This window comes from Kitasatospora sp. NPDC004723 (assembly GCF_040609255.1).
Taxonomy (GTDB): domain Bacteria; phylum Actinomycetota; class Actinomycetes; order Streptomycetales; family Streptomycetaceae; genus Kitasatospora.
On record NZ_JBEXJT010000019.1, the window covers coordinates 118,850 to 133,210 of the forward strand.

A 14,361-nucleotide genomic window follows, 5' to 3' on the forward strand; every position below is an offset into this window, starting at 1 on the left:
GTGAGAAAGCCATGAGACCGCGGCGACCCCGGGATCCGGGGAACCCCCTGTGAGCTGCGGCGATGCCCTGCGGCCCGGGGGAACCCGCGGCGGTTCAGAGCCGGCTGAGAGCCAACGGTGCCATGGTGATCACCCCGGTGGCCCCGCGCCGCCGGCAGTAGGGAGGAGATCCGCATGGCCACCATCGCCCCGCCGCGCCCGCGCCGTCCGCGTCCGGACCACCGGGCCGCGCCGCGCCGTCCGCGCGCCGCCGCACCGGCGGCCGTCCTGGGGCTGGTCGCCGCGGGCGCGGCCGGTGCCGTCGCCCTGTGGTGGACCGGCACCACCGCGGTCACCGGTGTCGCTGGCTGGGCCACCGCCGCGGGCCGGGTCAGCGGGCTGCTCGCCGGGTACGCGGCCCCCGTCCTGCTGCTGCTGGTCGCCCGGCTGCCGCCGCTGGAGCGCGGGATCGGCGCCGACCGGCTGACCCGCTGGCACGCCCGCGGCGGCCGGTGGCTGGTGGCCCTGGTGAGCGCGCACGTGCTGACCGTCGTCTGGGGGTACGCCCTGTCCGACGGCCGGGGGCTGATCGGCGAGGGGGCGGAGATCGTCCTCCACTTCCCGGAGATGCTCAAGGCCACCGCGGCCACCCTGCTGATGCTGGGCACCGGCGTGGTGTCCGCCCGGGCCGCCCGGCGCCGCCTCTCCTACGAGACCTGGTACTACCTCCACCTGTCGACCTACCTGGCGGTGGCGCTGGCCTTCGGCCACCAGCTGGCCACCGGCGCCGACCTCGGCGGCGGCCTCGCCACGGCCGCCTGGTGCGCCCTGTACCTGGCCACCGCGGGCCTGCTGGGCTGGTACCGGCTGGTCCGGCCGTGGCTGCGCGACCGCCGCCACCGGCTGACGGTGGCCGAGGTGCGCCCCGAGGGCCCCGGCGTCGTGTCGCTCTACCTGAGCGGTCGGCGGCTCGACGAACTGCGGGCCGAAGCCGGCCAGTTCTTCCGGCTGCAGTTCGACGCACCCGGTCTGCGCTGGGCCGCCAACCCGTACTCGCTGTCCGCCCCGCCGCACCCGGACTTCCTGCGCTTCACCGTCAAAGGCCTCGGCGACCACAGTGCGGCGGTGGCCGCGCTGTGCCCCGGCACCCGGGTGCGCGCCGAGGGACCGTACGGGGCGTTCACCGCGCGCGGCCGACGCCGGCACCGGGTGCTGCTGCTCGGGGCGGGCGTGGGGATCACCCCGCTGCGGGCCCTGTTCGAGACGATGCCCGGCGAGCTCACCCTGGTGCAGCGGGCCGGGCGGCCGGAGGACCTGCTCTTCCGAGCGGAGTTCGCGGAGGTGGCCCGCCGGCGCGGCGCCCGGGTCCACGAGCTGACCGGGTCGCGGGCGCAGGTGGGCGACCTCGGGGCCGCGCTGGCCCGACTGGTCCCCGACCTCGCCGACCACGAGGTCTATCTGTGCGGGCCGGAGGCGATGACGGCGGAGGCGGTCCGTTCGCTGCGGGCCGCCGGTGTGCGACGGGGGCGCATCCACCGCGAGTCGTTCACGTTCTGAGCTCCGCGTCCACGTCCCGGTCCCCAAGCCCCACCTGCGTGTCCCGGTCCCGCGCCGGGCCCCGAACCCAGCCCCGAGGAGTCACCGTCATGCGCCGAGCCGTCGTCGGAAGCGCCGCCAGCGCGGCCGGAATCGTCCTGCTGCTGTCCCTCGACTCGCTGCGGACCGCCGGTCCCGCGGTCATCGGCTCGCGCGGGATCGAGACCCCCGAGACCACCACGGGCCCGTCGGGCACCGCCGTGCCGTCCCCGGGAGCCGCCGCCGCGACCGGCGGCGGCACGCGAAGCATCACCGGCGACGCGGTGAACACGCGCTACGGGCCGGTCCGGGTCCGGGTCACCCTCTCCGGCAGCCGGATCACCGGCGTCGACGTGGTCGAGTACCCGACGGACAACCGCCGGGACCGGGAGATCAACAGCTCGGCGCTGCCCCTGCTCAACCAGGAGGCGACCGCCGCCCAGAGCGCCGCGATCGACGTCGTCAGCGGCGCGACGTACACCAGCCAGGGCTACGTCCGCTCACTGCAGAGCGCGCTCGACCGGGCCGGGCGGTGAACCGGCCGTGCTGCGCCACACCGAACCCGTGATGGGCACCGTCTTCTCCGTCGTGGTCCGCGACCCCGGCCCGGGCACCCCGGCGACGCTGCGGCGGATCGCCGAGCGGCTGCACCGCATCGACGCGCTGTTCTCCACCTACCGGGCGGACAGCGAGATCAGCCGCCTGGACCGCGGCGAACTCGGCCTCGACGCCTGCGCCCCGGAGGTCCACGAGGTGCTGGCCGCCTGCCGCGAGGCCGCCGAGCGGACCGACGGCTACTTCACCCACCGGCCGGGCGGCCGCCTCGACCCGGGCGGCTGGGTCAAGGGCTGGGCGGTCGAGGAGGCGGCCCGGATGCTGCGCCGCGACGGCGCGCGGCGGTTCTGCGTCAGCGGCGGCGGGGACGTGCAGACGGCGGGCGGCCCGTGGCGCGTCGGGGTGGCCCACCCGTGGCAGCCCGGCCTGCTCGCCGCCGTCCTGGGCGGCAGCGACCTCGCCGTGGCCACCTCCGGCACCGCCGAACGCGGCCCGCACATCGTGGACCCGCACACCGGCCGCCCGGCGACCGGGCTGACCTCGCTGACCCTGGTCGGGGCCCCGGGCACCGGCATCGCCCGCCTCGACGCCTGGACCACCGCCGCCTTCGCCATGGGCCCGGACCGCGCCCTCGCCTGGGTCGCCCGGCAACCCGGGGTCGAGGCCCTGGCCATCCTGCCCGACGGCACCAAACGCTGGACCGACGGCCTCCCCCGCCACCTCCCCCCGTCCGGCCCGGCCGACTGGCACCCGGCGGCCATCGCCTGACGACCGCCGGCTGACGGGACTTTCAGCAGGCGGCCCGGGCGCGCCCGGCCTCGGGGTAGGGTGGCGGATCATGGCCAGTCGTAAAACGTCGATCTTGGAAGCAGCGGCGCGGGTGATCGCCCGCCGCGGGGTGCGCGGGCTGCGGGTGGAGGAACTCGCCGCCGAGGCGGGGGTGTCCACGGCACTGATCTACTACCACTTCAAGGACCGTACGGGGATCCTCAAGCAGACGCTGGAGTTCATCAACGACCGCGCGGAGCGGTACACCGCCGAGCGCGCCGCGGACGCGCCGCCGCCGACGGCCCGCGAGGAGCTGGAGCAGACGCTGCTGCTGGAACTCCAGGACACCGTCGAGGTGCGGGAGAACAGCACCGCCTGGGGCGAGCTGCGGGCGAGCGCGGTGTTCGACGAGACCCTGCGCGAGGACCTGGCGCGGGCCACCCGGATCTGGGTGCAGGAGATCGCCGAGCTGCTCGGCGCGGTGCAGCCGATGTCCTCGGCGGTCGCGCTGGCGGGTGCGGCGGAGCGGCTGACCGCGCTGCTGGAGGGGCTGAGCACCCGCTGGCTGAGCGGCAGCCTGCCGCTGACGCACGCCCGGACGCTGATGACCGATGCGATCGACACCGAGGTGGCCCGGCTCGGGTCCTGAGGGGCCCGACCGCCGGGCCGTCGCACGGCGTACCTCGCCGCTCACCGATCCGTCGTTCCGCGGCCCGCCGGTTTGACTGACTTTTCAGCCAGTGCGACGCTGGGGCGGCACGCCGCACGATCTGGAGACCCTCATGAGCCACGACCGCGACGACCGGTCCACCGGGCCCTTCCCCCGGGTACCGGCGGACGACGTCCCGCACGCGCGGACCTGGATGTCCTGGCCGTCCCGGCGCGGCGTGTGGGGACTGCGACTGGGCGGGGTCCAGCAGGACATCGCGCTGATCGCCCGGACGGTCGCCGAGTTCGAGCCGGTGGTGATGTGCGCCCCCGACGACTGGACGGCGGGCAAGGCCCGGTCGATGTGCGGCTCCGGCGTCGAGGTGATCACCGCGATCCCCACCGACGACCTGTGGATGCGCGACATCGCCCCGGTGTTCCGCCGCGACGGCTACGGCGGCCTGGACGCCGTGGTCCTCAACTTCAACGGCTGGGGCAACAAGCAGGTCCACCACGACGACGCCCGGGTCGCCGAGCGGCTCGCCACCCGCCGGGGGCTGCACCACTCCTACGCGGACTTCGTCGGCGAGGGCGGCGCGATCGAGACCGACGGCGACGGCACCGTGATGGCCACCGAGAGCAGCCTGGTCAACAAGAACCGCAACCGCGGGATGAGCCGGGACGAGATCGAGGACGCCGTCCTGGAGGCCTACGGCGCGGACACCATGATCTGGCTGCCGGGCATCAAGGGCCGGGACGTCACCGACGACCACGTCGACGTCACCTCCCGCTTCGTGCGCCCCGGCGTGGTGATGGTCCAGCTGCCGCCGCCCGACCGGGACGACGTCTGGGCCCGGGACGCCCGCGAGCAGTTCGCCCTGCTGTCCGCCGCCACCGACGCCCGGGGCCGCCGCCTCCAGGTCGTCCCCGTGCACGGCCCGGACACCGTGCGCTCCCGCAGCTCCAGGTTCGTCGACTCCTACCTCAACTTCCACCTGGTCAACGGCGGCGTGATCACCACCCAGTTCGGCGACGCCCGCAAGGACGCCGCCGCCGGGGAGGCGCTCGCCGCCGCCTTCCCGGGCCGCGAGGTGGTGCAGCTCGACGTCGACCGCCTGATGGCCGGCGGCGGCGGCATCCACTGCTCGACCATGCACGAGCCGCTGCCCTGAGGGCGTCGGGGCCGGTCCCGGCGCGCGCACCGGGACCGGCGCCGGGGCCTCAGAGCGCGGGCTGCTGCTGGGTGGCGCAGTGGATGCCGCCGCCGCCCGCCGCGATGTGGTTGATGTCGACCTGGGTGACCGTGCGCCCGGGGTGCAGCTCGCCGACGACCCCAGCCGCCCGGTCGTCCGCGGCCCGGTCCCCGAAGCGCGGGACGATCACGCCGCCGTTGCAGACGTAGTAGTTGATGTAGGTGGCGAGGAAGTCCTTGCCCCCGCCCTGGATCAGCTCGAAGTCCGGCTCCGGCAGGTCCACCACCCGCAGCGGGCGCCCCTTGGCGTCGGTCGCGGAGCCGAGCACCTGGCGCGCCTGCGCCGAGGCCGTGGTCCAGACGTCCGGCGGGGTGTCGGCGGCGGGGCGGTGCAGCAGGACGGTGCCGGGCTCGGCGAAGCGGGCGAGCGCGTCCACGTGGCAGTCGGTGATGTCCTGCCCGGCGACGCCCGGGAGCCAGATCACCTTCTCGACGCCGAGCAGTTCCTTGAAGGCCGCCTCGATCCGGTCGCGGGAGACGCCGGGGTTGCGGTTCTCGTTCACCCAGGAGCTCTCGGTGGCCATCAGCGTGCCCTCCCCGTCCACCTCGATGCCGCCGCCCTCGCCGGTGATCGGCGCCTGGACGCGGGTGATGCCGTAGTGGGCCAGGAGGCTGCGGGCGACCTGGGCGTCGTTGGCGTGGGTCTGCTTGCCGCCCCACCCGTTGAAGTCGAGGTCGACCCCGGCGAGTCCCTGCGGGCCGGTGACGAAGGTCGGTCCGGTGTCCCGGGCCCACAGGTCGTCGACCATCAGGTCCAGCACCTCCACCGAGGAACCGCAGGCCCGGCGGGCCTGCTCGGCCTGGTCGGGGCGGGCCAGCAGCACCACCGGCTCGAACCCGGCCACGGCCCGGGCCAGACCCGCGATGTCCTGCCGGACGCCGGGCAGTTGGTCGCCCCACACCTCCTCCAGGGCCGGCCAGGCCATGAAGGTGCGGGTGTGCGGGGCGGACTCGGCCGGCATGGCGCGCCGGACCGCCGAACCGGTGTCCGCCGCCGTAGTGGCCGCCCCGGTCCCGGAGTCGGACGGCTGCTCCTCGCCGCTGCCGGAGGAGCAGCCGCCGGCCAGGGCCAGTGCGGCGAGCGCCGCCCCGGACCGGAGCAGCGAGCGGCGGGAGGGCCGTGGATGAGCCATGGGGCCTCGTTCCGGTCGGTGGGGCGGGGTTCCCGCAGGCTACTGACGACCGGGGCGGGACCCGGCCCGGCACGCATCCGCCGTTCGGGGGGAATCCGCGGCCCGGCCTTCCGCGCCCCGCACCCCGGGAGCCGGGGCGCGCAGCACCTTCCGTGAGTTTGACTGATTTTTCAGTCAGTGCGACAGTTCAGTCCGGGCGATGCCGGGCGAGTCCGCCCGCCGCCCGCCCGGTGCCCGTGCACGCCGCTCCCCGGCGCCCCGCCTTTCCACCGGACCGACCCACCCCGAGCCCCGACGGAGGCCTCCGTGTCCCACTCCCCCCTCGCGCGCCGCACGGTGCTGCGTTCCCTCACCGGCGCCGGCCTGATCGCCCTCGGCGCGAGCGCCTGCCTTCCCGGCATCGACGAGCTGACCGACCCGGCCGGCCAAGCGGGCCCGTCCACCCCGTCCACCCCCGCTGCCACGGCCGTCCCCGCCCCCGGGCGGGGGCGCCGGATCGGCGGCGAGTGGGAGAAGCACGAGCGGACTTTCATGGCCTGGCCCGCCTCCGAGAACGTCTGGGGCAGCCAGCTCACCGGCGTCCGCAAGGACATCGCCGCGGTCGCCCGGGCCATCGGCGAGCGCGAGCCGGTGGTCCTGCTGGTCCGCCCCGGCCAGGAGGCCTCCGCCCGCAACGCCTGCGGCCAGGACGTCGAGCTGCTCGCCGTCCCGGTCGACGACCTGTGGGCCCGCGACACCCTGCCGGTCTTCGTCGAGGAGGGCGGCAGGGCCAAGGGCGTCGACTTCAACTTCAACGGCTGGGGCCGCAAGCAGGAGCACGGCAACGACGCCCGCGTCGCCCGCACCGTCCTGGAGAAGTACGGGATCGAGCGGATCGAGACCACGATCACCGCCGAGGGCGGCTCCTTCGAGACCGACGGCCAGGGCACCCTGCTGATCACCGAGAGCTCGATCGTCAACGACAACCGCAACCCGGGCCGCACCCGCGAGCAGGTCGAGGCGGACCTCAAGCGGACGCTGGGCCTGAGCAAGGTCATCTGGCTCGCCGGGGTCAGGGGCAAGGACATCACCGACGCCCACGTCGACTGCCTCGCCCGCTTCGCCGCACCCGGCGTCGTCCTGCTGGACCGGGCCTTCCCCGGCACCCCGCCGGACGTCTGGTCCCGCTCCGCCGACCAGGCCCGCGCCGTCCTCGCCGAGGCCACCGACGCCACCGGCAAGAAGCTCAGGGTCATCGAGGTCGCGCAGCCCGACCCGGACCGGATCACCGGCCGCGGCGACGCCTTCGTCTCCTCCTACATGAACTTCTACATCGGCAACAAGGGCGTCTACCTGCCGCTGTTCGGCGACCACCGGGCCGACGAGCACGCCCAGGAGGTCTTCCGGGAGCTGTTCCCCGGGCGCGAGATCGTCCCGCTGCAGATCGACACCCTGGCCTCCGGCGGCGGCGGCATCCACTGCTCCACCCACGACCAGCCCGCCGGCTGACCCCGTCGCCCATTCCGTCCCGCACCACCGGGCACCGCACCAGGCACCGCGCCGAGCGCCTTCACCATCGACGCCCGCCCGTACGCCACCACGACCACCCGCCGACGGCGCGTCGCCGTCCGCCACACCTGCGGCAGCGGCCCGCGCGACCTGGTCCGCAACGCTCTCCCTGAACCGCCGCTACTTCCTCTGACACCTCCGCCGCGTACCCGAGGCGCCCCGGGGCGCGAGGCTCAGTCCGTCGCGCCCGCGTGCAGGAGGTCCCCCGCGCGGGCCGCCAGGCCGTCGGCGCCGCAGCGGGCGGCCAGCTCCAGCCCCCGGGCCAGCGCCCGACGGGCCGCCGCCGTGGCGCCCAGCGCCTCCCCCAGGTCGACCAGCGCCAGCGCGTGCTCGTAGCGGGCGGGCGAGCGCTCCAGGTGCCGGACGGCCTGCCCGAGCAGCTCGGCCGCGCGCGGCCGGTCGTGCACCGCCGCACAGAGCCGCAGCGTGCTGCCGACGGCGGAGTCCGTCCCGGTCGCCCGGGCCCGGCGGACCGCCTCCTCGGCGAGTTCGCGGGCCCGGTCCGGCTGCTCGGGGGCGATCGCGCGCGCCAGGTGCCCGAGCCACGGCGCCCACACCGTATTGCGCCAGCCGCGCGCGTCCAGCGCCGCACCGGCGGCGGTCAGCGTCTCGGCCGCGCCGGCCGCGTCGCCCCGGGCCAGCAGCAGCCGGCCGTACAGGGTGGGGGCGTCGGGCAGCACCATCACCGTCGGGTACGGCGGGCCGAAGGAGTGCTCGCGGGCCAGCTCCAGCGCCTCGGCCACCCGGCCGCGCGCCGCCAGGGTCTCGGCCAGCGCCCCGACCGCGTCCCAGTGCAACGGGCCGCCGCGGCCCATCCGTTCGGCGAGCCGCAGGGCCCGGCGCAGGTAGTCCTCCGCCTCCGCCAGCGCGCCGCAGCGGAACCGCAGCATGCCGGTCAGCAGGTAGGCGAAGCCGAGGTGGCCGCCGCTCCAGCCGGCCACCTCGTACGCGCGGACCGCCTCGGTGAACAGTTCCTCCGCCCGGTCGACCCGGTCGGCGTAGAGGTAGCTGATGCCGAGGATCCCGGGCAGCTCGAAGCCCCAGACGGTGTTGGTCCAGCCGAGGCTGTGCGGAAGGCGCCCGCCCGGCAGCGCGGACTCGGCCAGGGCGATCGCCCGCTCGTGGTCCACGCCGCGCAGCGTGAGGTCCCAGCAGCGCAGCACCGCCACCGCGTGGGCCAGGCCGTTGTGTTCGAACAGGTTCCGCTCCGGGGGCCGCCCGCCGTCCGCACCGGCACCGCTACCGGCGACATGCGCGGCGGCGTCCCCGCCGTCCGCCCCGACGTCGCTGAACGCCATCCCGACCGTTTCGAGCATCCGGTCGAACTCCGCGAGCCGGCGGGAGCGTCCCGGACCGTCCTCGTCCTCGGACTGGAACGCGGCGAACATGAAGTGGGCGACCTCCAGGCGCAGCCGGCCCGGGCCGGGAACGGTGCGCTCGGCGGCCTCGGCGCACACCGCGGCGGCGTCGCCCAGCCGGTTGCTGTGGGCGAGGGCCTGGGCGAGCCGGAAGACCGCGTCGATCCGCAGCTCGGGGCCCAGCCCGTACGGGTCCGCGAGTGCCAGCCGCAGCTGGTTGACCGTGGTCGCCGGGTCGGTGAGCAGTGCCGAGCAGCCGAGTTCGTAGAGCACCTCGGCCCGGTCCCGGTCGGCGGGCGGTTCGCTGATCGCCCGGCGCAGGCAGTGCTGGGCGGCCTCCGGTGCGCCGATGGCCAGGTGCTCGCGGGCCGCCTGGCGCAGCTTGCGGACGATGTCCCCGTCGCCTTCGGGCAGGGTCTCCAGCAGGTGCCGGGACGCCGTCAGCAGGCCGAGACCGGCGTTCTCGGTCTCGACGGCGGCGACCCCGTGCATCCCGGTGCGGGTGGCGGGCGGCATCGACTGGTAGACCGAGGTGGCGATCAGCGGGTGGACGAACTCCAGCCGGCCACCCGGCGCGCCGATCAGCACCCCGTGCCGGCGCAGCTCCCGGACGGACTCGGCGGCGGTCTCCGGACCCTGGGCGCAGATGACGGCGGCGAGCTCCGGGCGGATGTCGGTGCCCAGCATGGACGCCGCCCAGGCGAACCTCATCGCCGTCGGGCCGATCTTCTCCAGCCAGTGACGGAGCGTCATTCCACGGGTCCCTGCCGCGAGTTCGCGCAGCAGGACGGTGCTCTCCTCGACGGGGTCGAGCCGCTGGTCGGCCACCTCGCGCAGCAGGGCGGTGGTCTCGTACGGGTTGCCGGCGGTGACCGCCCAGACGTGACGGCAGAAGGCGTCCTCCGCCTGCGCGCCGAGGGCGGCACGGACCAGCCGCGCGACCGAGGCCGGCTGGAGCGGCCGCAGTTCGTGCCGCCGGTCGGCCCTGGCGAGGAGACCACGCTGGAGCGTCAGGGCGTCGTCGGGGAACTCGTCCCGGCAGGCGAGCACCAGCAGCGCCGGCAGCTCCCGCGCGCCGACCGCGAAGCTCGCCAGCCAGCCGAGCGACTCCGGATCGGCCCAGTGCAGGTCGTCGACGATCACGGCCACCGGCGAGCGCCGCTGCACGAGGCGGGTGAGCACGAAGTCCAGCCCGTCCCGCACTCCCTGCGGATCGAGCTGCCCGCCCGGCGGCAGCAGCCCCACGGCCGGTCCGACGATGTCCTCCCAGGGCCCGAACACCTGCGCCCGCTCCCGGTCGGACAGCGCCGCCAGCACCGGCTGCAGCAGCTGGCGCACCACCCGGAACGGCTCGTGGCGCTGCCGCTCCCCGCCCCGGGCGAACAGCACCTCACAGCCCGCGCGCCGCGCCTCCCGTCGCACCTCGGTCAGCACCGCGGTCTTGCCCAGCCCGGCCGCGCCGGTGAAGACCAGCAGTTCCCCGAGCGCCGTACCGGCGACCGGCCGGGCCAGCGCCGCGACCGCCTGCCGGGCCGACCGGATCTCGGCCTCGCGCTCGTGCAGCGGACCGTCGCCCCGGCCACCCCCGGCCGCGGACTCCCCTTCGGCCACCGTCGCCCCCACTTCACGCCTCCACGACCGTCGTCACCAACGCCGAGGCTACTGCCGAACGGCCGGATCCGGTGCGGGCTTGACAATCCGCCCGTTCGGGGGAACGAGAGCCGGCCTCTCGCCGCCGCCGTACGGGGCGCCGGCGGGGCCCGGCCGGTCGCACGGACCACCTTGCGGGCATCAGCCTCCGGCGGCGCCCCCGGTCCCGTCACGTGGCACGGCGGCAAGGCGCACCTGCTCCTCCTCCACGATCCGCACCGCCAGGGACTGCTCCGAGACGTCCACGGCCTCCGGCGTCGTCTCCGCCACCTCGCTGCGCCGCGCGTACTCGTCGAAGATCCGGCTCTTCGCCCGCAGGATCTCCAGCATCCGCTGGTCGACGCTGTCGGCGGCGAGCAGCCGGTGCACCTGGACCCGCCGCAGCTGCCCCATGCGGTGGGCCCGGCCCACGGCCTGACTCTCCATGGTGGGTTTCACCTGCGGCTCGCACAGGATCACCACCGAGGCCGCCTGGATGTTCAGCCCCACGCCGCCCGCCTGGATCTGGGCGAGCAGCACCGCATGACCCGGCACCGCGGCGAACTGGTCCACCACGTCCTGGCGGCGCTCCGCGGCGAGGCTGCCGTCGATCGGACCGAACACCCGCCCGCCCAGCGCGTCCCCGACGGTCGCCAGCACCTCGCGGAAGAACGAGAAGACGACGGCCTTCCGCCCGTTGGCGGCGGCCTCCTCGACGATCTCCCGCAGCCTCTGCAGCTTCGCCGACCCGGCGGGGTCCGCGTACGCGGCACGGCGCATGGCCATGAAGTTGCCCTCGGCGACGGCCGCCCGGTACGCCGCGAAGTCGGTCGGCGAGAGGTCCTCCCACTCGTCGACGTGCACGACCTCGGGGAGCTCGGCGAGCACGTCCTGCTGGTTGCGGCGGAGATAGGCCGGCGCGACCGCCTTGCGGAACGCCTTCGGCCCCGCGGCGGCCGAACCGTTGTGGATCGTCGGCAGCAACTCGGGCCGCAGGTAGTGCACCAGACTGCGGAACTCCTCGACCCGGTTCTCCATCGGGGTGCCGGTGAGGAAGAGCACCCGCTCGACCCGGTCGGTCCACCCGGCCACCGCCTGCGAGCGCTGCGCCGCGTGGTTCTTGACGTAGTGGGCCTCGTCCACCACGACCATGGCCACGGCCAGGTCCGGAGCGACCTCCAACCGGCGCAGGCCGTCGAAGGTCACCACCGCGACGCCGCCCGCGTCGAGCCACTCGGCCAGGGCCGCCTCCCGCTCCTGCCCGTGCACCCGGTAGGCCCGCAGGGTGCTCCGCGACTCGATCTCCCGGGTCCAGTTGATGAGCACGCTCGCCGGACAGACGACCAGGAAGTGGCTGCTCCCCCGCGTCCGCAGGTGCGCCATCGCGGCGATCGCCTGGACGGTCTTCCCCAGGCCCATCTCGTCGCCGAGGATCACCCGCTTCTGCCGGAGCGCGAAGCGGGCGCCGAACGCCTGGTATCCGCGCAGCGAGACCGTGCACCGGCTGACGTCCAGGGGCTCGGCCCGGACCTGGTCGGACAGCTCCTCCGGCAGGAACCCCTCGGCGGCGTCGACCTCGGACGGACCCAGCTCGCCGATCGCGCTGAGCACGGCGTAGAACTCGGCCGAACGGTGCTCGAAGTCCGTCCACGCCTCGACCTCGGAGGCCGGCGGACGCAGCAGGTCCGCGGACGCCTGGGCGAACAGCAGCGGGACGGCCTGCTCCTCGAACTCGGCGAGCAGCTCGTCCAGCCGGTCGACCGCGAGCAGCGCCTCCTGCCTGCGCCGCCGCCCGGCGAACAGGCCGCGGACGAACCCCCGGGCCGGTCGCGCCGTGTCGACAAGCGCGGCGACCTCGTCGACGACCTGCCGTGCGACCCCGTCGGCACGGGCCGCCTCGGGCCCGGCGACGACCAACCGGTGCAGCGCGACGACCAGCGTCGTGCTCAGCGCGTCCTGGTCGTCCACGTCGAGCCGTACCGCGACCGTCCGCTCGGCCGCGGCGGCTATCTGCCCGGCGGCGGCGACGGTCTGCGCGGCCGTCTGCGCGCCGATGCCCGGGAGCAGCTGCAGCGAGTACACCGTGGCGTCCCGCACCTGTCCCACGGTCGTGATGCCGGCGGCCTCCAGCGCACCGACCCGCAGCCGGCCGTCCGTCACGTCCTTCAGCCGGGCGACCGGGATGGCGTCCAGCTCACCGCGCACCAGCCGCCCCCGCAGAGCGGCCACCGCCCGCCCCACCTCGTCCACGGCACCCCGGTGGTCGCCGACCACCACCCGCGCGGATGCGAGGAGCCGCTCGGCGTCCGCGACCACGACCCGGGGCTTCCGGTCTCCCCGCTGCCCACGCCCCACTCCCGGCTCCCTCCCTCGGCTCCACCACCCGGCACCTCTGCGGGTCCCCCATGATCCCACCCACCCCCGCGCGCCTTGCCTCCCTGCCCCCTCTCTCCCCACCGCCTCGCTCCCTCCGCCTCTCTGCCACCGCCCGTGGCTGCCGCCCGGCGTGACCGGCATTTGGCCGATGCCGTCGCGCGTCGACGCCGACCGCTGTCTAGCGTGGCGATCCGGGGGGGTACACGAAGCACTTCCGCGGGTCGGCACGACCGGTCCGGCCCGCCCTCCAGAAGGCAGTACGCATGAAGCTTCGGGCATGTTCCAGCACGCTGGCCGCCGCCGCGCTCACCCTCGCGCTGACCGCCGTCGCGTCCCCGGCGGGAGCGGCAGCGTCAGCGGGAGCGGCAAAAGCACCGCCGTTCCTGGACCGGCTGAACACCGTGTCCACCGTCGCGTCCACCGTCCCCGAGAACGGCGACGTGAACCCGTACGGCACGTTCACCATCCAGGAGAGCATCGGTGACCTGCACCGGGGCAACGTCCTGATCAGCAACTTCAACAACTCGGCCAACCTGCAGGGCCTCGGCACCACCCTGGTGCAGATCACCCCGGGCGGCACCCGCACCACGTTCGCCACCATCGACCCGGACCACCTCCCCGGCCCCTGCCCCGGCGGGGTCGGGCTCACCACGGCGCTGACGGTCCTGCCCGGCGGCTGGGTCGTGGTCGGCAGCCTCCCCACCGCCGACGGCACGTCGGCCACTGCCCAGGCCGGCTGTCTGCTGGTGCTCGACAAGCACGGCACGGTCCGCGAGACCATCGCCGGGGACGGCATCAACGGGCCGTGGGACCTGACCGCCGTCAGCTCCGGCGAGCAGAGCGAGCTGTTCGTGACCAACGTCCTCAACGGCACGGTCGCCGGCGGCGGCGCACAGGTCGACCAGGGCACCGTCCTGCGGATCACCCTGTGCACCGAGAAGGGCGACCTACCGCAGCGGATCGCCACCACCGAGATCGGCTCGGGCTTCCCCGAACGGACCGACCCGGCGGCCCTGGTGGTCGGCCCGACCGGCGTCGGCCTCGGCCACGACGGCACGCTGTTCGTCGCCGACACGGTGCTCAGCCGGATCACCGCGATCCCGAACGCGCTCACCCGCCAGGACAGCGCGGGAATCGGCCGGGTCATCACGTCAGGCGGCGCCCTCAACGGCCCGCTGGGACTGGCCCTCACGCCCCGCGGCGACATCCTGACCGTCAACGGCGGGGACGGCAACATCGTCGAGACCACCCCGGCCGGCCGTCAGGTGGCGGTCAAGCAGATCAACAACGAGGGCACCCCGCCCGGCGCCGGCGCGCTCTTCGGTCTCGCACTGGACCTCGACCAGGACGCCGTCTACTTCGTCAACAACGCCGACAACGCCCTCGACGTCCTGCACTGAGCGGCAGAATTCCTCGGGAAACGCAAAGAACCCCCGCCGGACAACCGGCGGGGGTTCTTCTCAAAATTTGTTCGGCGGCGTCCTACTCTCCCACAGGGTCCCCCCTGCAGTACCATCGGCGCTGTGAGGCTTAGCTTCCG

10 protein-coding genes are annotated in these 14,361 nt (G+C 75.0%); 7 read left to right on the forward strand and 3 right to left on the reverse strand.

Annotated features, from left to right (window positions below; translation table 11 throughout):
- The first annotated feature begins 174 nt into the window (after positions 1-174).
- The 5 genes from ABZW10_RS20195 to ABZW10_RS20215 all read left to right on the forward strand — a co-directional run bounded on the left by ABZW10_RS20195 (position 175) and on the right by ABZW10_RS20215 (position 4,697).
- Positions 175-1,536 carry a ferredoxin reductase family protein gene (locus tag ABZW10_RS20195; protein WP_355367403.1) on the forward strand — a complete coding sequence of 454 codons (1,362 nt, stop codon included), beginning with the start codon at positions 175-177 and terminating at the stop codon, positions 1,534-1,536.
- Positions 1,537-1,625: 89 nt separating this feature from the next.
- Positions 1,626-2,090, forward strand: a complete 465-nt coding sequence (locus ABZW10_RS20200; RefSeq protein ID WP_355367406.1) for an FMN-binding protein — start codon at positions 1,626-1,628, stop codon at positions 2,088-2,090.
- 7 nt (positions 2,091-2,097) lie between these two features.
- Entirely contained in the window at positions 2,098-2,877 is a 780-nt protein-coding gene (locus ABZW10_RS20205; RefSeq protein ID WP_355367409.1) for an FAD:protein FMN transferase, read from the forward strand.
- 70 nt (positions 2,878-2,947) lie between these two features.
- Positions 2,948-3,526 carry a TetR/AcrR family transcriptional regulator gene (locus ABZW10_RS20210; protein ID WP_355367412.1) on the forward strand — a complete coding sequence of 193 codons (579 nt, stop codon included), beginning with the start codon at positions 2,948-2,950 and terminating at the stop codon, positions 3,524-3,526.
- A 133-nt stretch (positions 3,527-3,659) separates the two neighbouring features.
- Entirely contained in the window at positions 3,660-4,697 is a 1,038-nt protein-coding gene (locus ABZW10_RS20215; protein ID WP_355367415.1) for an agmatine deiminase family protein, read from the forward strand.
- Positions 4,698-4,746: 49 nt separating this feature from the next.
- On the opposite strand, the gene ABZW10_RS20220 is transcribed toward ABZW10_RS20215, so the two are convergent.
- Positions 4,747-5,910, reverse strand: coding sequence for an agmatine deiminase family protein (locus tag ABZW10_RS20220; RefSeq protein WP_355367417.1), 1,164 nt, complete (start codon positions 5,908-5,910; stop codon positions 4,747-4,749).
- A 306-nt stretch (positions 5,911-6,216) separates the two neighbouring features.
- On the opposite strand from ABZW10_RS20220, the gene ABZW10_RS20225 reads away from it, so the two are divergent.
- On the forward strand, positions 6,217-7,398 hold the full coding sequence (locus ABZW10_RS20225; protein ID WP_355367420.1) for an agmatine deiminase family protein: 1,182 nt from the start codon (positions 6,217-6,219) through the stop codon (positions 7,396-7,398).
- A gap of 233 nt (positions 7,399-7,631) precedes the next feature.
- On the opposite strand, the gene ABZW10_RS20230 is transcribed toward ABZW10_RS20225, so the two are convergent.
- Both ABZW10_RS20230 and ABZW10_RS20235 read right to left on the reverse strand, forming a co-directional pair.
- On the reverse strand, positions 7,632-10,439 hold the full coding sequence (locus ABZW10_RS20230; RefSeq protein ID WP_355367423.1) for an AAA family ATPase: 2,808 nt from the start codon (positions 10,437-10,439) through the stop codon (positions 7,632-7,634).
- A gap of 168 nt (positions 10,440-10,607) precedes the next feature.
- Positions 10,608-12,800, reverse strand: coding sequence for a DEAD/DEAH box helicase (locus ABZW10_RS20235; protein WP_355367426.1), 2,193 nt, complete (start codon positions 12,798-12,800; stop codon positions 10,608-10,610).
- A gap of 284 nt (positions 12,801-13,084) precedes the next feature.
- Between ABZW10_RS20235 and ABZW10_RS20240 the strand changes: the two genes are divergently transcribed.
- On the forward strand, positions 13,085-14,221 hold the full coding sequence (locus tag ABZW10_RS20240; protein ID WP_355367429.1) for a hypothetical protein: 1,137 nt from the start codon (positions 13,085-13,087) through the stop codon (positions 14,219-14,221).
- Positions 14,222-14,361 lie beyond the last annotated feature (140 nt).

Coding starts and splice junctions, on each gene's coding strand:
- ABZW10_RS20195 (WP_355367403.1), top strand. CDS start 175: ATGGCCACCATCGCCCCGCCGCGCCCGCGCCGTCCGCGTCCGGACCAC.
- ABZW10_RS20220 (WP_355367417.1), bottom strand. CDS start 5,910: ATGGCTCATCCACGGCCCTCCCGCCGCTCGCTGCTCCGGTCCGGGGCG.
- ABZW10_RS20240 (WP_355367429.1), top strand. CDS start 13,085: ATGAAGCTTCGGGCATGTTCCAGCACGCTGGCCGCCGCCGCGCTCACC.
- ABZW10_RS20210 (WP_355367412.1), top strand. CDS start 2,948: ATGGCCAGTCGTAAAACGTCGATCTTGGAAGCAGCGGCGCGGGTGATC.
- ABZW10_RS20200 (WP_355367406.1), top strand. CDS start 1,626: ATGCGCCGAGCCGTCGTCGGAAGCGCCGCCAGCGCGGCCGGAATCGTC.
- ABZW10_RS20215 (WP_355367415.1), top strand. CDS start 3,660: ATGAGCCACGACCGCGACGACCGGTCCACCGGGCCCTTCCCCCGGGTA.